Genomic DNA, 24,021 nt, shown 5'->3' with positions numbered 1-24,021 from the left:
TTATTTTTAGCGTTTTATCGAACCGAAAATAGATCAATTGACAACGTTTGTCATTTTGATAGTGACAGCTTGTCTAGCGACTCTGAAGCTGCGGCGGCGCGTCATCTCGTAAGCCGCAAGACGCACCCCGCTCTGGATCTCGCGCAGGACGCAAAAAATATCTGGGAGAGGGATCATGGCATTTTCGTACAGAAGCCGCCTTTACGTGACTGCATCCGCGGCCGTTTGGGTCCTGTCAGGAGCACCGGCGTGGGCCCAATCCACATCGGCGACCAACGAACCGGATGGCGCGGCTCAGCCCGCCGCTTCTGAGGAGCAAGCGCCAGAGGGGGATATTGTTGTCACGGGCACGCTGATACGGGGCGTCGCACCGACCGGCACCAATGTCGTCAACCTGACGAGCGAGGACGTCGTCGCGTCCGGCGCCACCAGCACCAACCAGCTACTCGCGCGGATCCCGCAGATCACGAGCGCCTTCAACCAGACCCCCACCATCCAGGGCGGCTCCGGACTTCAGATCAACCGGCCGAACATCCGCAATCTCGGCGCTGCCGGCGGATCGACAACACTGATCCTGATCGATGGCCATCGTGCTGTTCCTGCGGGCGTGCTCCAGACGACTCCCGACCCCGACGTCATTCCGCCCGGGATGCTCGAGCGGGTCGAAGTCGTGCCCGATGGCGGATCGGCGATCTACGGGTCGGATGCCATCGGCGGCGTGATCAACCTGATTACCAAGAAGCGCTTCGACGGGGTAGAAGTCACGGGACGCGCCGGCTTCGCGGACAACTACCAGACCTATGACGCCAATGTGACCGCAGGCAAGGACTGGGGCAGCGGCTCTGCCTTCGTTTCCTATGCCTTTTCCGCTCACGACGCGATCTTCGGCCGCGACCGCGATTATGTTCGTCAGACGTCGCCCAATGCCGGCTTCTGCCCCCCGGGAACCGTCAGCGTGACGCGAGCAGGCGTGACGACGACCTATGCCCTGCCCGGCCGGACGCCCGGCACGATCACGATCTGCGACAGCACCGACAATCTGTCGATCTACCCGAAGGAGCGGCGCCATTCGGTCTTCGCGGGCCTGACCCAGGACCTGAGCTCCTGGCTGTCTTTCGACATCCGGGGTTTCTACACGCAGCGAAAACTTACCAACTATATCGATCTCAGTGCCAGCATCGCATCTGGGGGCCAAACGGGCACGATCACGTCGGGCAACCCCTTCTATGTCCCGATCGCCCCGAACGATCCGGGCACGCAGACCGTCGCCTTTTCCTATGCGGGTCTGCAGGACAATAGAGCGCCCAACAAGCTCGACGAGTTCCAGATTACCCCGAGCTTCACCGCCAAGCTGGGCGGCGACTGGCAATTGCGCGCGCTTGGCAGCTTTGGCGTGAGCATCCTCGACGCCACCAGCCCCGCCATCAACGCGGGCGCGCAGGGCGCAGCGCTTGCTGGCACGACGACCGCCACCGCGCTCAACCCGTATAATCTCGGCGCGACCAACCCGGCAGTTCTGGCATCGATATTCGAGCAGAACAGGAGCCATGGCAAACAGGAGTTGTTCAACGCTCGCACTGTCGTGGACGGCACGTTGGTCAATCTGCCTGGCGGCAACGTTCGCCTCGCCGTCGGTGCGGAAATTTTCGAGGAGACATTCGACGCGTTCAACGGGCAGGTCCCGGACAACAATTACAGGTCCGCACCGCGGTCCCGGAACGATCGTACGGTGAAGTCGGTGTTCGGCGAGATTGTCGTCCCGATCGTCGGAGCGGATAACAGCTTCGCTGCTGTCCATTCGCTGCGACTTTCAGCTTCGGCCCGGTATGACGATTATTCGGATTTCGGCGACACCTTCAATCCCAAGTTCGGCATCACCTATGAGCCGGTCGACTGGATCGCCGTCCGCGGCAACTGGGGCAAGGCGTTCAACGCGCCAAGCCTCGCGGACACCAGCTCGTCGGACAATGTGGTCTTCTTCGTTCCGGTCAGCCCATGGCTTGATCCGGCCGACGGCGCGGCAAATTTCTTCAGGCCGACGCTCGTGCTGGCAGGCGGCAACTCCAACCTGGGGCCGCAAAAGGCGACGACCTGGTCGATCGGCGCGGATGTGAGCCCCCCCGTGGTTCCCGGTCTGACGCTCAGTGCGACCTATTATAATATCGCTATCACCGATCAAATCGCCCTCATTCCGTTCACCAGCCCTGGCGTCTATGCCGCCCCATACGCGCCCTTCGTCGTCAAAGACCCGACGCTCGCCTATGTCCAATCGGTCGCCGCCGGCTTCCCGGTCCTGGGTGGGACCACGCTCGAGGCAGCCTTCGCCGGCCTGCCGCCCTACGTGCTGCTCGACGCGCGGCGCAACAATCTGGGCGAGGTCGAGCAGGACGGTATCGACTTCCTCGCCAGCTACAACAGCACGACGTCGTTCGGCGATGTCTTTGGCAGCATCGGCGGGTCGTACATCCTGAACCGCCGCATCTCTCCCGTCGCGGGCGGGGCGTTCTCAAACGCGTTGAAGACCCCCGGCGCCAGCCGCCTCAGCCTTGTCGCCACGGCCGGCGCCAGGGTTGGCAAGCTGTCGGGGAGCGTGACTGCGAGCCACAGCGGCGGCTATGATATCAATCCCACGATTGTTAATCCGTTGTTCGGGACGCAGACGCACGTGAAGAGTTTCACCACCGTCGACCTGTTCTTCGAATATGATCTGGCAGATACGGGGATCCTCAAGGATGCATCGCTCACACTCAACGTGAGCAACCTGTTCGATACCGACCCGCCGGTCTACTATGCAGACAACGGCTATACCAACGGCGGCACATTCGGCCGGCTGGTTCAAATCGGCATCCGCAAGCGGTTCTGATGCGCTAGAAGCGGCGCCCTTGCCGAGGCGCCGCTTCAACCGGGACGGGCTGCGCCACGGCCGGATTGTGGCAACACAGGTCGGCCATTCGAGGCGGCCGGAGCCCCGTCCCGTCGTCGTTCGCATCACCTGCCGACGCCTGACCCGCACCCGAATCCGCCGCCCGGCTGTATGTTAAAAACAATCACGATTGCTTTTATCCTAGTCGCGTTCAGGATAATCGGTAACAATGCCCTGCCCTGCCTCTCCTGAAGGCGTGTCCCGCGATGGGAGGCACGGGAACAATTGCGGCGGGGAGCTTTGAAAATGAAACTGATCACAGGCGCGGCAGCCTTGGTACTAGCCAGTGTCTCGTCGGCATCGGCACAGACTGTCACCGTTCTCTCCAGCCGCCCGGATATGGTGAGTGACGGAGATGCGCTGATCGCGGTCACCCCGCCGGGCGGCGGCGACTCTTCCGGTATAAGGGTGACCCTTGGCGACGCCGACGTGACGTCCCGGTTTCAACTGAAGGGCGGATCGATGATCGGGCTGGTCGACGGCCTCACAAGCGGACCAAACAAATTGACCGTGACTATGGGAAGGCGGTCGGTCGGGACAACCTTGGTCAATCACAGCCGCAACGGCCCGATCTTTTCAGGCCCGCAGCAACAGCCCTTCATCTGCGAGACCGAGCGCTTCCGCCTTCCTGACGGATCGACGCTCGGACCCGCGCAGGACGCCTTTTGCAACGCCCCCACCAAGGTCATATATGTCTATCGCCCCGCTAACGGCCGCGATTTCAAGCCGCTACCTGAGGGGCCGGCGCTTCCCGCCGATATGGGGAAGGCCACGACGACGACCGGCCGGACGGTCAACTACATCGTCCGGATTGAGACGGGCACGATCAACCGCGCAATCTATCAAACCGCGGTGTTGTTCGACCCGACCGTGGACGATGCTCCTTCGCCAACCGCACGTTACAATGGCTGGAACGGCCGGGCCGTCTATGTGTTCGGCGGCGGCGCGACGTCGGGCTATCATCAAGGCGCGCTCATGGGCGAGCCGCTCGATCATGAAAAGCTCTCGCGCGGCTACGCGGTCCTCAGTTCCAGCCTCAACGTGTTCGGCATCGTCGGCAGCGATCTGGTGTCGGCGGAGACGGCTTCGATGGTGAAGGAACACTTCATCGAAACCTTCGGTCCTCCGGTCTACACGATCGGCTGGGGCGGCTCAGGCGGCTCTATGCAGCAGCATCTGATCGCCAACAATTATCCCGGCATTCTTGACGGGATCGTGCCGGGGTCTTCTTTTCCCGATCTCTTTTCGCTGTCCGCCTATCCGGTGGACTGCGCCCTGATGGCCCGCGCCTTCACGCGTGGGAGAGAAAAATGGACCGAGGAGCAGCAGCGCGCAGCCACGGGCCTCAATAGCTGGAAGACATGCGCGCAATGGAACATGTTCTTTTCCCCCGAATGGGTCCAGGCAAAGCCCTCGCAACCTGGGCGGCCGCCCATTTGTGACCGCATCATTCCGCGCGAGCTCACCTATGACCCGGTGAGCAACCCGCGCGGCGCACGCTGCGACATCTATTCGTCAGCCCGCAATTCGGTTGGGTTCGATCCGAACACCGGCAAGACCTATCGCCCCTACGACAATGTCGGCGTCCAATATGGCCTCAAGGCCTATCGCAGCGGCGCGATCTCGCCCGAGCAGTTTGTCGAACTGAACGAGATAATCGGCGGCATGGACGATGATGGCGACTTTCGCCCGGCCCGGGCTGTAGCCGATCCGCTCGCGCTCCGACGAATGTTCGAAAATGGCCGTATCAATCAGGCAGAAAATCTGGGCGACCTGCCCGTCATCGATCTGCGCGGCAATCCCGGCCGGGGCCCGGACGTGCACGACGCGGTGAAGTCGGAGACGACGCGGGCGCGCATCATCCGCGCCAATGGCAATGCCGCGGGACATGTGATGGTTCGCGCCGAAGCGCCCGGGGCCACCGGCGCCGGCTCGGGCGCGGCGTCCAACTCCCGGGAGATGAACATTTTTGCCCTGCTCAAAATGGATGAATGGCTGGGCAACATGGCGGGCGATGCGAGGCGCTATCGCAGCAAGGCAGTGCGAGTGGCCGCCAACAAGCCCGCCGATCTCGCCACCGACGTCTGCTTCATGGCGGACGGCACCCGCATAAACGAGGCGTCGTCCCTTGCAAATGTCGGCGCCTGCGGCAGCAAGCTCCCCTATTTCGAGGATCCGCGCATGACGGCCGGTGCACCGCTGACCAATGACGTACTGAAATGCCAGCTGCGCCCGTTCCGCGCGGCGGACTATCCCGGCATGCCGCCCGAACTGATCGCACGGTTGAAGAGGGTGTTCGCAGCCGGCGTGTGCGATTATTCGAAGCACAGCGTGGGCTACCGCCGGTTGAAGGGTGTCTGGCTCGCTTATCCGACGCCGGGCTCCGCCGTGCCGATGCGTTGAAGGGCATCCGACCGCTCCCGTGCGCTCGCTGTCACAATATGCAGGCGGGATGAAGCGGTCCGGGGCAGCGAGTGCTGGTTCGTTGCAAGGCCCGCCAAAGCGCCGCAGCCAAGGGCACGCCGCCCGATTTCCATGTCACTGCCCCTCCCCTCGCCACCGTAGCTGAAAAAGTTCGCTGCACCGCGCTGAGGACGGGACTGCGCGTAAAGGCGTGCCTTCTCAGCCGATTTTCAGGGCAAGCGAGCCGCTCCCGAGGCCCGGACTCGTCACACGAACGGTTGCCTTACCGGGCTCATAGCCCGGCTGCACGATCGCCAGCGCGGTCCCGTGGAAGGTAAGTGTCCGAGGATCGGTAAAGCTCTTGATGCCGCGCGGGTTGGCCGATCCCGTAGCCTTGATCAGTCCCTCGCCTTCGAGCAGGAAGGTGAGCGGGACCTGGGCATCGGGAACCAGTCGGCCCTTGGCATCGAGCACTTCGGCAAAGACAAAACCTAGGTCGTTGGGCGAGGCGGCAAGGCGGACGCGTTCGGCGCGTAGCCGCAGCTGCGCCGGCTCGCCTGTGGTCACAAGCGCCTTGCGCGCGATTTCGCGTCCGCCGCGATAGGCGACGGCGACAAGTTCGCCGGGCCGGTACGGCAGTTCGAAACTTGCCGTCAGCCGGTCGGCCGGAACCGCAAGCGGCTTGCGACCGACCTCCTTGCCGTCGAGCATCAACCGGACCTCGTCCCCCGAGCTATAGGCGCGCACAATCATCGGCATGCCGTCATGGCCCGGCCAGCTCCAGCTCTCCAGCTCGTCATGCCACGACCACGGTCCCCGCCGTTCGACCATCCCCTCGGGCAGCGGGCGCTGCACCAGCAATTCCAGCGCGCTGTTGCCCCACAACACATCCCGATACAGCCCCTGCGGCTTGCGCAGGCCAAGGATGTCGATCTCGCCGCAGCCCGAAACGAATGCGGGATAATCCCACAGGAAGATCGCGAATGACCTCCAGTCGAGTTTCTCGCCCGCGGGCCTGAGGTCGGTGCCGCCCACGCCCACTTCGCCGAGATAGTCGATTCCAGTCCACACAAATTCGCCGAGCATCCACGAATTGGCCTGTGTCAGCCGCCAGCCGTCATGGATGTCGGCGGCCCATTGTTCGGTCGCCATCATGATCATGTCTGGATAGGCTTCGTGATCCTTGATGTGGTCCGGCAGCTCATAGTTGAAGCCCACCACGTCGAGGCTGGCGCGCGTAATCTCCCCCTTCTTGCCGGTCGATCCGTTGATCCCCGCCGTAATCGGGCGCGACCGGTCGAGCGACAGCACCAATTCGCGAAGCTGCGCGGCAATTTCCGCGCCGCGCGGCTTCTCGCGCTCCGGGATCTCGTTGCCGAGACTCCAGAAGATCACGCTCGGATGGTTGCGATCCTGGCGGATCAACCGGGTCATGTCGGCGCGCCAGTTCGCCTTGAAATGCTTGGAATAGTCGCCTGGCGTCTTGGCTTCCTCCCACATGTCGAAGACTTCGTCGATGACAAGCAGGCCCAGTTCGTCGCATGCGTCGAGAAACGCCTTGGGAAACATGTGGTGGCTGAGGCGCACAGCGTTATAGCCGAACTTCTTGAGCAGCCCGGCCTTGCGCCGTTCCGCCCCGTCGAAGGCGGCGGTGCCGATGATGCCGTGGTCGCTGTGAACGCAAGCACCTTTCAGCTTCACCTGCCGGCCATTGATCCGCAGTCCGGCTTCCTTCGATACCGCGATGGTGCGGATGCCGAAGCGGGTCGAGACCTGGTCGGTCGCCGCCCCGGCCGCGCTGACCGTGACCTCGGCGGTGTAGAGATTGGGCGCTTCCATGCTCCACAATAAAGGGCGCGGCAGCGAGATCGTTGCCTGCGCCGTCCCCTTCGCCCCTGCGGACAACGAGACCTGCGCCTCCCCGCGGCCGACCGAACGGCCGCGCGCGCGCAGCTCGACCGCGACTTGCGCCAATGTCGGCGTTGCCAGGTGGTTCTCAAGTTCGACATCGACCTGTACTTCGGCCGATCCCTCGTCGACTCTGGGCGTGGAAACCGCCACGCCCCACGGAACGATACGCACCGGGCCGGTGATGTTCAGCCAGATATGACGGTTGATGCCGGACCCGGTATACCAGCGTGCGGTGTCGCCGACATTGACGACACGCACCGCCAGCAGGTTGCGCTGCCCCGGCTTCAGATGCGGGGTAATGTCGAACGAGAAGGCACCGAAACCGTAAACATTACCGCCCAGCTTGACGCCGTTCAGCCAGATCTCGCTTTCGGAATAGGCGCCATCGAACTGGATCTCCACGCGCTGCCCGACGCGCAGCGCGGGCGCGACGAACGCCTTGCGATACCAGCCGGTGCCGCCTGGAAGCGCGCCGCGTGCCATCGCCATCGGCGAGGCAGCGGCAAGATCGAACGGACCGACCCGGCTCGGCGCCCCCTCGACGAGCGGCTTCTCGTAGCCGCTGATCATATTCTCTGCAGTCCGCGGCGCACGCTTGAGCGTCCAGGTTGCGGTGGGTGGGACCCAATCGCCCGTCGTCCCGGGCGCTCCGGGAATATTTTCGATGCCCCAGTCATGGGGCAAATGAACACTCGACCAGCCTCGATCGTCGAACTCCGGCCGCTCGCCGCCGTCGACGTCGCCACGCCAGAACAACCATCCTGCGTCGAAGGAGGTGGTCAATCGTGGAAAGCCCGGCGATGCAGCCCTCACAGCGCCTGTCGGGCCGAGCGCCCAGGCAGCGGCGGCGACACCGGCCGAAAGCACGCCGCGGCGACTGAACCCATGCGTCTGGTGTTCACTCATCTTCGAGTTCCTCTCGTCCAAATCATCTCCCCCATCAGAGCGGAAGGCTCGCCACCCCGGATCCGCCAGATCGTGGCAGGTTCCGTTGTGCCCTCTGCCCGGTCAGCCCCGGATACCACGGCGCAGCGGCGGCGAGCAGCCTGCCGGAAGGCCTACGGCGGCGAGAGTCGTCGGGCAAAAAGATCTTCGCGTAGCTCCGGAGCGTCTCCGTGATCGGGCCGCTGAACATCGGCGCCACAACCGCGCGATCGGTCGTTGGCATATCTGCCTCAGCCCCCAGCCACGCAAATGGCCACGACCTGAAGGCGGGCGAAAAGGATGAGCGCAGCGAACGCGTCAAGGCGAGCGGTCGGCGACACCCTCTAGCCGGCATCGTCGTGAAGGCCCGCAATCGCGAAGCCGCCGTCGGCTGCGATCGTCTGGCCGGTTACATAGCTCGCGTCATCGGAACACAGAAAAGCGACTAGCGGCGCGACCTCTTGCGGCGCTCCGAAGCGCCCCATGGGGACCCGGTCGGTCCATTCCTTTCGTATCGCTTCGGTATAAAAGGCGTTCACCAGCGGGGTGTCGATCGGTCCGGGACAAACGACATTGGCGCGTATCCCGTCGCGTGCATGCTCTACCGCGATGATCTTGGTCAAATGGATCACCGCAGCCTTCGACGTGCCATAGGCCGAGCGGCGTCCATTGCCGAGCATGCCCGACACGCTGCCGATATTCACGATCGAGCCGCCGCCGGTCCGGAGCATCGCGCGCGCCGCCGCTTGGCACGTGAGGAAGGTACCGCGCAGATTGACGGCCATGATCCGGTCGAATTCTGCGACGGGCGTCTCGAGGAACGGCAGGGTGCGCGCGACGCCGGCGCTATGGACAAGTCCGTCCAGCCGGCCGTGCCGCGAGACGATCGTCTCGATCGCATCATCGACCGACGCTGCGTCCGCGACGTCGAGGTGCAGGCTATCGCCGCCTGCCTCCCCGTTCTTGAGATCGCCGACGACGACCGTTGCACCGTCGGCCCGGAGACGGTCGGCGGACGCCGCGCCGATCCCCGACGCCCCGCCCGTTACCAGCACGACCTTGCCCGCAAGACGCCCTGCGCTCACTCCGAATTCCTCTCCAGTCAGGCACTCGCCGGTTTTCCCAGACTGCTTCGTGCGCTTCCGCGCGGCGGCGTGCAACTATCGTAAAATTACAACCTCGGCACCGACGGAACCGGGTCGGTAATCACCGCCGCAGGCACAACCCCCGAGAAGCTTCTTGGGGCCTCGGCATGAGAGCCCGGACCAGGCCGTCGCTTCGGCGCATCGGACTGTGCGCGAGTCCCCCTCTGGAGCGAGAGACAAGGCTTCCTAGAGTGACGCCTCCTGGTTCGGGACGCCTGCTGCGGGGCGGAGGCGCATGCCGAGTTCAGCGACATTACGAACCGCAAGCTTATGCTTGATCCGGGCAAGATAGGTTTCGACCGTCCGGGGAGACAGGTCAAGCAGGCGCGCGACCTCCTTTGCCGTCCGTCCCTCGCAGATGAGGATTGCGACCTCGCGGTCTCGCGGGCGCAGTTCGCTCAGGTTCCAATGAAGCGACATGTCCTGGAAACACCAGACGCACTGGGCAAAGGGATCGTCCGGGCTTAGCGACCGGCCACTCACCGCACACCAGAAGAGCGCTCCGCTCTGACGCTGCATGGTCCTCTCGTCCGAATGAAGACCGGTCTTGCCCAGCGATCGATATGCCGAACCCGCGACCCTCTCGGAATCGTCATGCGAGGGATAGAAGAGCTCGGTCGAGAGGCCTTCAATCGAGCCACGCGGAAGCTCGAACATCTCCGCGAAGGCTGCGTTCGCACGGCGAATGATGCGCTGCTCGGTGTAAATGGTCGCGACGGGCGACTGCTCGAATGCGAGCGCGGACAGACCGCCTTCAATTGCCGATGTGTCGAGTTCGGGAGCCATTCCTCTCCTTAGCACGCCGGAACGAAAATGGCATGCGGCGCATGATACAGACAAGATTGCTTGCAAAAATCATTCGTAAATATACGATTATTGACGCTGCGCCGAGAACGGCCCACGCCATGCAGGAAGGACCCGCGAGGAAGGCAGGGTCGACCGACGGGAGATATATCGATGGGCATGACAAGCTGCTGGCGGCTGCAAGGCGGCGGCCGTGCATTCCGCCGAATGGTCTGGGGCACACTGGGCCTCGCAGCTTCGTCTCTCGCCGCCACCCCGGCCGCCGCCGCGACACCGTGCGAAGCAATGGGAAGCGGCAGCCGGATCGGCACTGCGACCGTCGTTCTCGCCCAGGATGTTCCCGCGGGTGACTATAGCGGGTCCGACGGCGTCAAGATCACCGGCTTGCCGTCCTTTTGCCGTATCTTCGCGGTCGCGAACCCGCACCCCTCGTCGCGGATCCTGATCGAGATCTGGATGCCTGCCACCGACAAATGGAATGGCAAGCTGCTCGGGATCGGAAATGGCGGCGCCGCCGGAAAAATATCGCCGACGTCTCTTGCGGGCGGTCTTCGCCGTGGCTTCGCGGCAGCGACCACGGACCTTGGCAGCTATCCGGCGGGGCAAACCGGGATCGGTTTCAATTTTGGCGACGGGCGCCCGGAAGCCGTCCGCGATTGGGCGTACCGCGCGACGCACGAGATGACGTTGCTGGCGAAGGATGTCGTCCTTCGATATTATGGCCGCAAGGCGAGCAAGGCTTATTTCGTCGGATGCTCGACGGGCGGCCACCAGGGGCTTTCCGAGGCGCAGAAATATCCGGACGATTATGACGGTATCATCGCGGGCGCGCCCGCGCACAACCGGACGCGGCTGCATATTCGTTTCGCGGCGCTGCGGCAGCTCGGCATGCAGCCCGGCGCCGCCATCTCCACCCCGCTCATCACGGCGTGGCAGCAGTCGATCATCAAGGCGTGCGGCGGCCGCGACGGCGGCGCGCCGGGTGACAAGTTCCTGACCAACCCGCTCCAGTGCACGATCTCGCCGCGCCCGCTCGCCTGCAAGCCGGGCGCGGCCAGCGACAGCTGCCTTTCGCAAACGCAGGTCCGCGCGCTTGAGAAAATCTATGCCGGAACGCGTAATCCGCGAACCGGGGAGCTGATATATTTCGGCGACGTCCTCGGGTCCGAGCCGCAGCTCATGTCGGTCTATGGCGACACAGCATTGTCGCGCGACTTCAATATCACCCACTGGTCGTTGCCGCCCGATCGCGCATCGGAGAGCTTCGACTTCGACCGCGACATGACAGAGATGGACGACAGGCTCGCTGTCGAGGTCAACGCAATGGATCCCGACCTCTCGCGCTTCGCCGCGCGCGGCGGAAAGCTCATCATCCATCACGGGTGGGCAGACGGGCTGATCACAGCGACCGATTCGCTCGACTATTACCAGCGGATGCAGGCCGGCGGCCTGGACAAGGGTTCGTTTGCGCGCCTTTTCATGGTGCCCGGGATGAGCCATTGTGCCGGCGGCGGCTATGGCATCTTTGGCCAATTGGCGGAGATTCCTTACTTCAGGGATGCAACGCCCGAGAACGACCTCTTGCTTGCTCTCGACCGCTGGAGCGAGGGTGGGCCAGCCCCCGACATGATCCTCGCGCGGCAGTCCTTCATCAAAACGCCCGCGAAACCGGGCGAAGAGGGCAAGGGTCTCGGCATGCGGCCGATCTGCGCCTTTCCCAAAATCGCGCGCTACGACGGCAAGGGCAATCCGGACTCCGCGACGAGCTTCGTTTGCATGAAAGCGCCGGTTCCCAAATATGCGCGCCCGGCCGCCGTCTATCTTCGCTAGGCCATTTCCATGCAAAGCCGCCGGAGCGAGCGACAATGACGCGCGGGTTCGTCGTCGAGCGGCGGTTCGGTCGCCTTCCCGATGGTGAGGAAATGCTCGTCTACGAGCTGTGCCTCGCAAATGGCAACAAAGCTACGATTTGCGAACTTGGTGCGGCCCTCGTCGGCCTCACTTGCCCGGACCGCGACGGAGCCAGCGAAGATATCGTGCTCGCATGCGGCGACGCGCCGGCGCAATTTGCCCAAAATGCCTATTTCGGCGCAGTGATCGGCCGCTGTGCCGGCCGGATCAGCGAAGCCCGGATTGTCAGGGGAAATCGCGAACTCGCGCTTCGCCCCAACCACGGGCGCCATCAGATGCACGGCGGGCCGATCGGCCTGTCCCGTTTGCGATGGCATGCCCGCATACGCGACGGCGACTGGCCCTCGGTCCGGTTCGAAGTCGAAAGCGCGGACGGCGACGAAGGCTATCCGGGCAATCTGCGGGTCGCGGCAACCTGGACGCTCGCACCGCCCTGCCGTCTTTCGGTCGAGATCGAGGCCAGTTGCGACGCGCCGACACCTTTCAACCCGACGATCCACCCCTATTTCAACCTCGACGGTCATGCGAGCGGAACGCTTGAGCATCATCGCCTGTCGCTGGCTGCCAGTCGCTTCACGCCGATCGGCACCGACCTGCTTCCGACCGGCAAGATCGAGGCCGTCGACGCCACGCCATTCGATTTTCGGCAATCGCGACCGATCGGAGCCGATCCTCGCCCTCCGCTTCGCGGCTATGATCACAACTTCGTGATCGACCACGCAGATGCGGCCGGCAGCCTGGCGGCCTGCCTCGAATCCGTGGCGTCAGGCCGCAGGCTCACCCTGTCGACCGATCGTTCCTGCCTGCACCTCTACACCGGCGGCAGTCTCGACGGGATCGTCGGAAAGGACGGCGCCGTCTATGAGCGGCACGCGGGCATGTGCCTTGAGCCCCAAGGCTTCCCCGACATGTACAGCCATGAAGATTTCCCGGACGACTGGCTATTGCCCGGCACGGTCTTTCGGAGCCGTTGTCTCTACGCTCTGGACGTTTCGGCCGCGTCCAGATAGCGGACTATCCAGTCAGAACTGATTGCTAATTGATCGCGCATTTCCGGCCATGATGTATCGGCGCCGCGAAAAGGAGAATGACGGATGAAAGATGCGGCGACACCAGCGCGACCGATCGCGAAATGGTCAAGGAGGATCGCCCTGCTGGTCATCGGCGCGATCGTCCTTCTTTGCTTTGCGCTGACACTGGGCGCTTTTGTCCCCGCCCTCCCCTTTCTCGGGGTTTTCGGTTCGCTCGCACTCTCGATCTGGCCCGCCGCCATCGCGAGCGTTGCCATCGTCGGCGCGCTCGTCATGGCGCGCCTCGCGTCGGGACGTGCTCGATCGATTTTCGTCTTCGCCGCCGGGCTCGCCGCGCTGGGCGCCACCGTCGCGACGGTAAGGCTGCTGTCTATGGCAGCGCGGAATGACATTCGCCTGTCGGCCGGGGCGCCTTTCGGTTCCGGCGGACTGCTCGGCCCGGCGGCGCCCCCGGACCAAACGCTGACCTATCTGCGCGATCTCGGCGAGGACCTCACTCTCCATATCTGGCGCCCGGCAGGCGCACCGCCGCCTGGCGGTTGGCCGGTCCTCGCCTATGTTCACGGAGGCGGCTGGACGTCGGGGGATGCTCTTGGGCGCGGTACCGACATGCGCTGGTTCGCCCGCCAGGGCTGGCTCACCGTCGGGATCGAATATAGTCTTTCCGGCCCGAAGCGGCATTTGTCGGACCGGGTGCACGGCCAGCTCGGCTGCGCGCTCGCATGGACCGCAAATCACATCGCCGAGCGTGGCGGCGATCCCGGCCGAATAGGCCTGTTCGGTGAGTCAGCGGGTGGCAATCTGGTGCTGAACCTCGCCAGCATGGCGAACGCGGGAACGCTTCCCTCGGCATGCGGAGGCTCGGTGCCTCGGATCGGCGCGGTAAGCGCTGTCTACCCCGCGGCCGACATCGCGGCGGTATGGGCAAATGATTATATGCCGACCGGCGCGGGCGTGAGGGTGATGGCCGAACAATATACGGGAGGGAGCCCCGCCAGTTTCCCGGCCCGTTACGCGGCTACGGCATCGGCCGCGCATCTCGGCCGCGCGACGCCGCCGACGCTCCTCTTCATCACCGAAAATGATCATCTCGTGCCGCCCGCCAGCATGCATGCCTATGACGCCGCGGCGCGCCGGGCAGGCGTCGAGGTCAAGACAATCTCAATTCCCTACGGCGAGCATGGTTTTGACGCCGCCGGCATCGGACACGCGACGGTGCGTCAGGCGACGATCAATTTCTTCCGCTCGCACATCGCGCGGTGATCCCGTCCTGAGCGGCCGGGTTGCGCGCAGCTGCTTCCCGAGAAAGGCCGGCGCAAAAAAAGGTGCTGCGAGCATCCGCAGAAACGCGGCCCCAATGATCTCGGCCCACAGGAGCTGGCGATCTCCGTCCGATCTGAAGGCTGAGACAATTGCCTTCTAGTGGCCGCGATCCATCGACGCGCCGACGGCCCCGGCTTGCTTGCGGTCAGTTGATCGGTGCGCCGCTGGCGCGGGACAGGATGACCGGTCCCAGGAGCCCCGAAGGCTGGAGCGGGGTCGTGGCCTTGAGCTTGTCGAGCGTGGTGAACGCATGCTTGCCGGCGGCGCCCGGCTGCAGATCGCCGATAAGCCGGTTGGTCCAGAAGTTCGCAACTTCAATCTTCAGCTCGTTTCGGCCGCTGCGAACCGCATCGCTCACATCGACCCTGAACGGCGCCTTCCAGACGATGCCTGCCTCGCGACCGTTCACTGTGACACGAGCGAGATTCTTCACGTCACCGAGGTCGAGATAAATACGATCCGTCGTTCGCTTGCGCCTGGGCATGGTGAAGGTCGTGCGATAGGTCGCGGTACCGGAGAAATATTTGATTTCGCTACGCGCATTTTCGGTCCACGAGCCGAGCGCCGCGCTCGTAATGCTTACCGGCGGCTGGCCGGATTGCGAGAAATCGATTTGCCACGGACCGCCGATCCGCGCCACCTCAGCAGCGACGGGTTCGACAATCTGGCGCGATTTGACAGCCGCGGGCCGATCGAAGACGACGAACAGCGCGTCGCGCGGGGCGAGCGCAAGGGGAACCTCCGTTACCGCACCATCGATGGTGTAGCTCGCGTCGCGAATGCTTGCATCGTCAGCGCGCCAGATCTGCGCGGCCTTACCGGCAACGCGAAACCGGCCTGTTGTGTTCACCGCATCGTCCGAGAGATTCGCGACAAAATAAACGTCCGCGTCGCGCAGTTTGCGATGGAGATACGAGACCGTGCCTGTCCCGGCGAAGGACGCGTCGGGGACGAGCCCGATCGCCGCAGCCGCCGCGTCGATCGTCGGATATATCCGGCCCGAGCTCCAGAGGCGCTCGGCAAGATTCTTGAACTCTGCCTCGTCGTCGGCAAGACTGGGGCTGGCCACCGGCATTTGCCCCACGACGACAGCGCCCCGGTCCACAAGCGCCGCGAGTTTACGCAACGTCGGCAGCGTCATCCGCTTGGACGGCGCATCGAGGACGAGGATTCGGTAACTCGCGCCACTGGGTGCGATCAGCCTGCCATCCTCGACTTCGAGCAGATTTCGCAGCGCATCCGCGTTGACCAGATCGAGCGCAAATCCCGCTGGCATACCGGGAAATTTCGTGGAGTAGATCGAAGTGCTGTTGTCATCCTCACCATAAAACCATGCGAAATCCGCTACATGCCGACCTTGCTGAAGCATGGCGCCCGATCGGGCGAGATATTGCGTCCAGGCCCCTGCCATATCGGCCCAGCTTTCCTTTCGCGTAAACCACTGACCGAAGATGCCGAGAGTCATGCCCGGACCAAGCCGCTCGTCAGGCTGATGAACCGACGTGTGAATCACGAAGCGGTTGATACCGTTCGCCATCATCGCGTCCGCCAGAGGCTTGAGTTGAGCGGGACCAAAAGCAAAGGGGGTGACGCTTCCGTCGAGCGCGTCGGGCGAGGCCGTGAAGGATTCCGCTGCAACGACATTCTGTCCGTAGAGATGGGCGACAGAGGCGCTTTCGATCTGCTCCGGCATGATGCGCTCGGGCTTGGCGCTCACCCACGCGCCGCCCATCGGCACGGTGGCGAGCTTTTTGACTTCCATGCCATCGCCGAGAAATCCTCGCGCCCCTTCGTGGGCCTCGACATAATGACCCATGCCGCGCTCTTTAAGGATGCGCCCCAATTCATTGTAATGGGCATCGGCAATGAGGTCGGAGAGCGTCCGGCGGTAATCCCACAGGAAGCGTTCGCTCGTCTCGGCGCTGCCCACGACCTTGCCGGTCAGCACGGGGAGGTAGGGAAGCGGATCGTAACCCCGCCGGTTTGCGAACTGCGTGAGAATATCATCCGTCCAGTTCGTTGGACCGGCCTCGTAACTGTCGTTCAGCAGATTGCTGATGCCGGCCGGACCGAGACCGCCCTGCCCGACCGCTTTTTCCAGTTCGCCGAGATAAGCCTCGGCATAGGCGCGAACATGGCGCTTGTTGAGCTTGTCGACCTCCAGACCCACCCCTTCAGCCGAGGCGGGGTGCACGGTTGCACCTGTCAGCGACCAGCCGAGCCGGAGAATGCGCCATCGCCCGGCTGGCGCCGCCCATTCGAGCTTGCCGTCCGGCGACACGCGATCGGTCAGATCGACAACATCCGACGTCTTGACGGCCGCCGATGGGTCGACAGCGACAGGCAATTCTTCACCCAACCCGGAGGGGGCCGTGAAGCCGGCCTTGTCCTCGAAGCGGTTCACACGCGCCCCGCTCAGAAATTCGATTTCGCGCACGCCGTGCAATGGACGCGAGGGCCAGTTCATCGTCTTGCCCCCCAGGCTCAGCGGGGAGAATCCGCGCTGAAGCCTCAAGCGGAAAAAGCGGGCCGTCGTCGCCGGGAAAGCGACTGTCTGCTGGACGGCGCCGCCCATGGGCAATTTGGCGAGGGTGCGAAAAGTCTTGCCGTCATCGCTCGCCTCGATCGATCCAAGCGGAATCAGCGGCACCAGCGGTCCGAGAAAGACGGGTGTGAGCGCGACCCGGGCGGCACGCAGCGTTTGCGGCTTCCTGTAGGCAAACATGATCCAGCCGCTATTGTCATGATCGAGCTTGATTTCGACCGACTTGTTGATGTCCCCGTCGGTCAGCACCGCTGTATCGACGGGGTTCGAAGCGGTGATCACGGCCCCGGCATCGGCTTCGATATCCGGTATTCGGTAGGCGACGACTTTGGTGTCGCGGTAGAACCGGGTCGGGACGAGGGCCTCGCTCGCGGTTTCGGTCTTGCCCGACCCCGGAAAAACGCCCGTTCCGCCGACAAGCCCCGGAAACATGCCCGTCTCGTTCGGCGGCGCAGGCAACAGGACCGAAAGCTTGCGCCCGCCGGTCACGTCGAGCTCGCTCCACGCGAGCTTCTTCATGCCCTGTTCGGGCCGGACCCACGGCCCGCCCGTTTCGCTCCAGCCGGGAGAAGCGGCAATCGTAAATTCCAGCCCCTTGGCGTGCGCTGTTCGAACCGCGCGGCGAATGGCACTCTGCCAGGCGGGCGAACGGTAAGGGACGCGTTGCTCAACCACCTGCGGCGTTCCCAGCGAGCCTTCGAAATTCTGGACGCCTCCGATGCCGACGCGCTCCATCCACTCGAGATCCCGGTCGATCCCGGCCTCGCTCACATTCCCGTTCATCCAGTGCCACCAGACGCGCGGCCGTGCCGAGGCGGGCGGATTCTCGAAATCGTCTCGGAGTCCCGGCGAGGCCTTGCCGCCAGAATGCTCGGCGCCGCCATCGGAACCTGCCGCAGACTGGGCCCGGGCAAGCTGACCACCGGCCGTCAGGATCGCCAGCACAGCAACCGAACCCATGGCAAATCTGGACAACTCCGGTCTCCTCATTTGGGGCAGCCAGGCCGTGACCTATCGTTCCAGCGCCCGATTTGCAAGCCGAGCTGACTGTATTTTAGAGGCTCCTAACGGTCGAGACAGATCAGCAGATGCTTGGCTTCGACCAGGTCTCCGACCTTGACGACCAGTTCGCTCACCGTTCCCGCGTACGGCGCGGTGATCGATGTCTCCATCTTCATCGCCTCGAGCGTGACAAGCCGATCGCCCGCAGCGACGACCTGACCCTGCTTGACATCGATCCCCACGACAAGGCCCGGCATCGGCGCCGCCACATGCCGGGCATTTCCCTCTTCGGCGATCGGGCGCGTGACGCGGCCTCCCGCCGATTTCTTGTCGGCGACCGTGATCACGCGCGGCTGGCCGTTGAGCTCGAAGAACAGCCGGACCGATCCGTCCTCCTCGGTCTCGCCGATGGCGGTCAGCACGATGACAAGCGTCTTGCCCGGCTCGATTGCGACGTTGATCTCTTCTCCGATCTGCATGCCGTAGAAATAGGTCGGCGTGGGCAGCGTCGACACCGGCCCGAAGCGCCGCCGCGCCGCCGCAAAGGACGAAAAGACCTTGGGATACATGAGATAGCTGGCGAAATCGCGATCGTCGAGCGGAGCGCCGCATTCGCTCTCGGCGGCCACCTTCTCGGCCGCGAGGTCGAGCTCGCCGAGCAGGCTCGCCGGGCGCGCCGTCACGGGGGGTTCCGAGCCGAGCACGCGGGTCCGGATATCGTCCGGCCAGCCGCCTTTGGGCTGCCCGAGGTCGCCGCGCATCATCTCGACGACCGAGGACGGGAAAGCAATTTCGCGCGCCGGGTCGAGCACGTCGGCGCGTGACAGCTCCTGCGCCACCATCATGAGGGCCATGTCGCCGACCACCTTCGACGACGGCGTCACCTTCACGATATCGCCGAACAGCATGTTGGCGTCGTGATACGCGCGCGCGACATCGTGCCATCGCGCCTCGAGACCAATGCTGCGGGCCTGTTCCTTGAGATTGGTGAACTGGCCTCCCGGCATCTCGTGCAGATAGACCTCGCTCGCGCCGGCCCTGAGATCGCTTTCGAACGCCGCATATTGCCCCCGCACCGCTTCCCAATAGAAGCTGAGCCGGCGAATGGCCTCGCCGTCGAGGCCAGTGTCGCGCGCCGTTCCGCGCAACGCCTCGACGATCGAACCGAGGCACGGCTGCGAGGTGGTTCCCGACATGGCGTCCATTGCCGCGTCTACGCTGTCGACCCCGGCGTCGACCGCGACGAGCACGCTGGCCGCTGCGGCGCCCGAGGTATCGTGGGTGTGGAAGGCGATCGGCAGATCGGTGCTGTCGCGCAGCGCCCTGAAAAGCAGACGCGCGGCTTCGGGCTTCAGCAAGCCCGCCATATCCTTGACCGCGAGCATCTGGCAGCCGGCCTCTTCCAGCTCGCGCGCCAGCTGGAGATAATAGGCAAGATCATATTTCGCTCGCGCCGGATCGAGGATGTCGCCGGTATAGCAGAGCGCGCCTTGCGCGATCTTGCCGGCGTCGCGCACCGCCTCGATGGCGACCCGCATGTTGTCGACCCAGTTGAGACAGTCGAACACGCGGAATATGTCGATGCCCTTCGCCGCCTCGGCGATGAAACGGCGCACGACATTGTCGGGGTAGTTCTTGTAGCCCACTGCATTGGCACCGCGCAGCAGCATCTGGGTCAGAAGATTGGGCGCGCGCGATCGAATCTCCGCGAGGCGCTCCCAGGGATCCTCGGACAGGAAGCGCATCGCTACGTCGAAGGTCGCGCCGCCCCAACACTCGAGGCTCAGCAGTTGCGGGAGGCTTCGCGAATAGGTGCCCGCTGCATTCACCATGTCGTGCGTTCGCATCCTGGTTGCCAGCAGCGACTGGTGGGCGTCTCGCATCGTCGTGTCGGTAACCAGAACCTGCGGCTGGTCGCGGATCCAGCGGCAGAGCGCGTCGGCGCCTTGCTCTTCCAGGAGATGCCGCGCCCCCCTGGGAATCTCGCCGGTCGCCGGCGGCAGCGACGGCAATCGCGCGCCCGCTGCCGGCCGCGGCCGATCCTTCACGTCGGGATGACCGTTGACCGTGACGTCGGCGATGTAGCTCAAGAGGCGGGTCGCCCGGTCGCGCCGCTGACCGGGGACGAGAAGTTCCGGAGTCTCGTCGATGAAGCGGGTCGTATAGCGGCAGGCCGCGAAGCCGGGATGTGTCAGCACATTCTCGAGAAAGGCGAGATTGGTCGCCACGCCGCGTATGCGATATTCGCGCAGCGCGCGCGTCATGCGCGCTATCGTCTCCTCCGCGGTGGGCGCCCAGGCCGTGACCTTCTCGAGGAGCGGGTCGAAATGACGCGTTACGATCGCGCCCGAATAGGCGGTCCCGCCATCGACACGCACGCCATAGCCGAAGGCCCCGCGATAGGCGGTCAGCCGCCCATAATCCGGAATGAAATTGTTGAGCGGATCCTCGGTGGTAATGCGGCATTGGAGCGCATGACCGTTCAGGGAGATATCCGATTGCGGCGGCACGCCGGTTTCAGCCGCAATACCGATCCGCCCGCCCTCGGCGATGCGGATCTGCGCCTTCACGATGTCGATGCCGGTCACCATTTCCGTGACCGTGTGTTCGACCTGGATCCGCGGATTGACCTCGATAAAATAGAACGCGCCGCTCGTCTCGTCGAGGAGGAATTCGACCGTACCAGCGCCAAGATAGCCGGTAGCCCGCCCGATCGCGAGGGCCGCCTCGCAGATGGCGGTCCGAGCCTGTTCCTCAAGATAGGGCGCCGGTGCCCGCTCGATGACCTTCTGGTTGCGGCGCTGGATCGAGCAGTCGCGTTCGAAGAGATGGAAGAGATTGCCATCCCCGTCACCGAGCAGCTGCACCTCGACATGCCGTGCGCGCCTGATCAGCTTCTCGAGATAGACCTCGTCGCGGCCGAAGGCCGAGCGAGCCTCGCTTCGTCCCGAGTGCACCGCGTCGATCAGGCCGGCCTCGCTCTCGATCGGGCGCATACCCCGCCCCCCGCCTCCCCAGCTCGCCTTCAACATCAACGGATAGCCGATGCGCGCCGCTATCGCGCGGATCTCCGCCTCGTCGCTCGGAAGGGGACCGCTTGCGGGCACCACCGGAACATTTGCGGCGACCGCAACACCGCGCGCGGACACCTTGTCGCCGAGCTCGCGCATCGTTTCCGGGCGCGGGCCGATGAAGGCTATGCCCGCATCGAGGCAGGCCTGCGCGAAATCGGGACTTTCGGATAGAAAGCCGTAGCCCGGATGAATGGCGTCGACGCCGGTCTCGCGTGCGATCGCGATGATATGCTGGATGTCGAGATAGGCTCCGATCGCCGACTTTCCGTCCCCGGTGAGCTGGTAGGCCTCGTCGGCCTTGAAGCGGTGGAGCGAGAGCTTGTCTTCGCGGGCGTAGATCGCAACGGTCCGTATCCCGAGTTCGGTCGCCGCGCGGAATACCCGAATGGCAATCTCGCCCCGATTGGCGACGAGGAGCTTTGCGATCTTTCTTTTCTGCACGACGAATGTCTCCGTGAGTGACCCATGTGGCGGCACGGCGCGTGCTAACAGAGCCGAAACAAAAAAGCGACACAAACAGTCAGTCTAGATTGTAAATTACATACAGCGGCGCCGCGCGACTCGGTCACCCGCCTTTCGAGGGTGTCCGGCCGCCTGCATCGCGAACGTTGAAATTCCTTGGGTTTGAGGTGCCTCACGGGCAAGACCCGCGGCACTTACATTATGGGATGCGGTTGGATCGCGGCGGCATCGAAACGGCCACAAGTCGAACGCCGATTGTTGCCGAACCCGCATCACCATCCTACTAACAAGCAATTTTGACCGTATGTTGCGAGACGACAGGAAGGCAAAGCTTCGATCGCTCTTCGCAGATTTGCGGCCCAGTAACGGGAGGACAAGATGTCGCTGACACGTCGCGAATTCGGATTGGCCGGCTCCGCCGGACTGCTGGGCGCCATGGTTCCAGGCGCCGCGATGAGCGCCGTGCGCGGCGAGAAGAAGGCGAAGTGGTACGAGACGATCAAGCGGATCGGCCAGACAAACCTCAACGAACGCGATCCCGAGCTCGGAGAGCCGGCAAAATGGGCCGAGTTCTGGGCGTCGGCAAAGGCCCAGGCAGTAGTCCTCTCCATATCCGGGCCGATCGCCTTTTATCCGAGCAAGGTAGAGTTCTTCCATCATAGCCGCTGGTTGGGTGGGCGTGATTTCACCGGTGAATGCATCGACGCGGCGCGCGCGCGGGGACTGCGCGTGATCGGACGGATGAGCCCAGACCATCAATGGTATGACGAGGCGACTGCCGCCGCGCATCCCTCCTGGTTCCGCCGCCTGCCCGACGGGAAGCCGGTGCTGTTTGATCCCAATGTCGCCATCACCTGTCAAATGAGCGACTATTTCTCGGAGCAGCTGCCAGCAATGCTGCGCGAGATTCTGGACCGCTACCCGCTCGACGGCATGTTCACCAATGGCTGGCCGACGGCACAAATCTGTTATTGCGACACCTGTCGAAAAATCGGCGATCCCAAGTCAGCGGCTTACAAGGCCGCACTGGACAAGCGGACCGACGAAACGCTCGCGCTGTTCCGCAAAATGTTCCTCAACAAGAACGCCGCAGGCTTTTTCACCAATTCCTTTTTCGGCGGGTTTGGCGGCGGTGATGTGCCGTGGCGGATTTCGCGCAGCTCCTCCTTTTCGGCTTGCGACGCGCAAAGCCGGCCGAAGCTGGAAGATCCTGTCTGGGACGGCTCGATCGACGCCAAGATCGCGCAGTCGCTGATGCGCGACCGCCCCTATGCGCTTGTAACATCGGGCTACGGGAGCGTCCCTGGCAACGACTGGCGCCACATCTCTAATACCACCGCGGAATCGCTCAGCCGCATGGCGCAGACTGCGGCGTCGGGCGGCGTGGTATGGCACCATATGCTGGGCATGACGCAAAGCTTCAGCCAGGACCAGCGCTGGCAGGAGTTGGTCAAGCCCTTCTTCAACTGGCTGGCCGCGAACGACATTCACTTCCAGAACAAGCGGCCGCTGGGCAAGGTCGGCGTCGTCATCTCGCCCGGTTCGATGGAGCAATACAAGGCGCCGGCCGGCAATGAGCGAGCGATCGCGGTCGAGGGCATTTGCAAAATGCTCGTCGAGAACCGGACTGCCTATGACTTCGTGCACGCCAACGATCTCGGCGCCGACCGTCTCGCGCAATATGCGGTGTTGATCCTGCCCAATCTGGCGTTGATGAGCGATGCTCAGGCCCTGTCGCTGCGCCAGTTCGCGCAGCGCGGCGGATCGCTGATTTCAACGTTTGAAACCGGCCTGTACGATGAAACGGGCAAGCCCCGCCCCGACTTCGCGCTGGCCGACATCTTCGGCATCCGCAAGACCGGGGAGCGCCAGAAATGGAACCCGCCCGCCTTCACGCCGCAGTCGATGCATTACCAGGCGCTGAAAGGTACAAGCCCGCTCACCGACGGCTTCGGCAACACGACCTGGATCGCCGGCCCCCTGTGGCGTGTCCCGCTCGCGCCGGTGGCCGATGCGCCCGCCACTTATATGCCGCTTGCACCCGGCGGCCCTCCGGAAATGGTGTTTGCCAACGGCGGGCCCACCAACGAGCCCACCGTCGTCGCGCGACAGGTTGGTCGGTCGCGGCTGGTCTATTTCGCGGGCGATCACGATGCAAGCTACGAGCGCGCCGACATGCCCGATTTGGGCAGGCAGCTGGCCAACGCGGTGCGATGGACGCTCGGTGACGATGCCGGGCTGACCGTGACCGGCGAGGGGCTGATGGAGGTCAATGCCTGGGAGACACAAGCAGGGTTCGCCGTCCATTTGCTGAACTATAACGCGCCGAATGCTCTCGGCGGTCGATTACGCAAGCCCATCCCGTTGGGCGCGCAATCGGTTACGCTCACGCTGCCGTCCAAGGTGAAGATGCAGCGCGTCGACCTGCTTGAGGCGGGCAAATCGGTGGCCTTTGCGCAAGATGGGCGAACGGTTCGATTCACCCTGCCGAGCGTGGGCTTCTACGAGATTGCTGCCTTGGTGGTCTGAACTGCCTGCTGGCCCTTCAAGGCGTCGAGCCGCG

The 24,021-nt window shown here is 63.9% G+C and carries 11 protein-coding genes; 6 read left to right on the top strand and 5 right to left on the bottom strand.

The genetic code is table 11. The features are described 5' to 3' along the window. Positions 1-175: 175 nt before the first annotated feature. Together VGU00_RS05765 and VGU00_RS05760 are read left to right on the top strand one after the other, a co-directional pair. Positions 176-2,863 carry a TonB-dependent receptor domain-containing protein gene (locus VGU00_RS05765; RefSeq protein ID WP_327466432.1) on the top strand — a complete coding sequence of 896 codons (2,688 nt, stop codon included), beginning with the start codon at positions 176-178 and terminating at the stop codon, positions 2,861-2,863. 306 nt (positions 2,864-3,169) lie between these two features. Further along, the gene (locus VGU00_RS05760) at positions 3,170-5,326 is read left to right on the top strand and encodes a DUF6351 family protein (RefSeq protein WP_327466430.1); all 2,157 of its coding nucleotides are present in this window, start codon (positions 3,170-3,172) and stop codon (positions 5,324-5,326) included. Between the two features lie 219 nt (positions 5,327-5,545). On the opposite strand, the gene VGU00_RS05755 is transcribed toward VGU00_RS05760, so the two are convergent. From VGU00_RS05755 to VGU00_RS05745, 3 genes are all read right to left on the bottom strand, one after another. Then, positions 5,546-8,143 carry a glycoside hydrolase family 2 TIM barrel-domain containing protein gene (locus VGU00_RS05755; RefSeq protein WP_327466428.1) on the bottom strand — a complete coding sequence of 866 codons (2,598 nt, stop codon included), beginning with the start codon at positions 8,141-8,143 and terminating at the stop codon, positions 5,546-5,548. A 362-nt stretch (positions 8,144-8,505) separates the two neighbouring features. Continuing rightward, a complete protein-coding gene (locus VGU00_RS05750) occupies positions 8,506-9,246 on the bottom strand; it encodes an SDR family NAD(P)-dependent oxidoreductase (RefSeq protein WP_327466426.1) in 741 nt (246 codons plus the stop codon). Between the two features lie 246 nt (positions 9,247-9,492). Next, the gene (locus tag VGU00_RS05745) at positions 9,493-10,092 is read right to left on the bottom strand and encodes a PAS and helix-turn-helix domain-containing protein (RefSeq protein ID WP_327466424.1); all 600 of its coding nucleotides are present in this window, start codon (positions 10,090-10,092) and stop codon (positions 9,493-9,495) included. A 171-nt stretch (positions 10,093-10,263) separates the two neighbouring features. On the opposite strand from VGU00_RS05745, the gene VGU00_RS05740 reads away from it, so the two are divergent. The 3 genes from VGU00_RS05740 (at position 10,264) to VGU00_RS05730 (ending at position 14,315) form a co-directional block, all read left to right on the top strand. Further along, complete coding sequence (locus tag VGU00_RS05740; protein WP_327466422.1) at positions 10,264-11,940, top strand: tannase/feruloyl esterase family alpha/beta hydrolase; 1,677 nt, start codon at positions 10,264-10,266, stop codon at positions 11,938-11,940. 35 nt (positions 11,941-11,975) lie between these two features. After that, positions 11,976-13,031 (top strand): aldose epimerase family protein, encoded by a 1,056-nt coding sequence (locus tag VGU00_RS05735; protein WP_327466420.1) that lies wholly within the window; start codon positions 11,976-11,978, stop codon positions 13,029-13,031. Between the two features lie 84 nt (positions 13,032-13,115). Beyond that, on the top strand, positions 13,116-14,315 hold the full coding sequence (locus VGU00_RS05730; RefSeq protein WP_327466418.1) for an alpha/beta hydrolase: 1,200 nt from the start codon (positions 13,116-13,118) through the stop codon (positions 14,313-14,315). Between the two features lie 205 nt (positions 14,316-14,520). Here the strand turns inward: VGU00_RS05730 and VGU00_RS05725 are convergent, their stop codons facing one another. Further along, the gene (locus tag VGU00_RS05725; RefSeq protein WP_327466416.1) at positions 14,521-17,895 is read right to left on the bottom strand and encodes a glycosyl hydrolase; all 3,375 of its coding nucleotides are present in this window, start codon (positions 17,893-17,895) and stop codon (positions 14,521-14,523) included. An 89-nt stretch (positions 17,896-17,984) separates the two neighbouring features. Further along, on the bottom strand, positions 17,985-21,437 hold the full coding sequence (pyc, locus tag VGU00_RS05720; RefSeq protein ID WP_327466414.1) for a pyruvate carboxylase: 3,453 nt from the start codon (positions 21,435-21,437) through the stop codon (positions 17,985-17,987). A 399-nt stretch (positions 21,438-21,836) separates the two neighbouring features. Between pyc and VGU00_RS05715 the strand changes: the two genes are divergently transcribed. Continuing rightward, a complete protein-coding gene (locus tag VGU00_RS05715; protein ID WP_327466412.1) occupies positions 21,837-23,987 on the top strand; it encodes an alpha-amylase family protein in 2,151 nt (716 codons plus the stop codon). Positions 23,988-24,021 lie beyond the last annotated feature (34 nt).

It is taken from the genome of Sphingopyxis sp. (genome assembly GCF_035944815.1).
In the GTDB taxonomy this organism is placed as follows: Bacteria; Pseudomonadota; Alphaproteobacteria; order Sphingomonadales; family Sphingomonadaceae; genus Sphingopyxis.
This window is presented reverse-complemented; position numbering and strand designations above follow the sequence as displayed.

Bases quoted from the DNA above. Each gene is read 5' to 3' on its own strand.
- VGU00_RS05765 (WP_327466432.1), top strand. From the start codon at position 176: ATGGCATTTTCGTACAGAAGCCGCCTTTACGTGACTGCATCCGCGGCC.
- VGU00_RS05755 (WP_327466428.1), bottom strand. From the start codon at position 8,143: ATGAGTGAACACCAGACGCATGGGTTCAGTCGCCGCGGCGTGCTTTCG.
- VGU00_RS05715 (WP_327466412.1), top strand. From the start codon at position 21,837: ATGTCGCTGACACGTCGCGAATTCGGATTGGCCGGCTCCGCCGGACTG.
- VGU00_RS05760 (WP_327466430.1), top strand. From the start codon at position 3,170: ATGAAACTGATCACAGGCGCGGCAGCCTTGGTACTAGCCAGTGTCTCG.
- VGU00_RS05735 (WP_327466420.1), top strand. From the start codon at position 11,976: ATGACGCGCGGGTTCGTCGTCGAGCGGCGGTTCGGTCGCCTTCCCGAT.
- VGU00_RS05730 (WP_327466418.1), top strand. From the start codon at position 13,116: ATGAAAGATGCGGCGACACCAGCGCGACCGATCGCGAAATGGTCAAGG.
- VGU00_RS05745 (WP_327466424.1), bottom strand. From the start codon at position 10,092: ATGGCTCCCGAACTCGACACATCGGCAATTGAAGGCGGTCTGTCCGCG.
- VGU00_RS05740 (WP_327466422.1), top strand. From the start codon at position 10,264: ATGGGCATGACAAGCTGCTGGCGGCTGCAAGGCGGCGGCCGTGCATTC.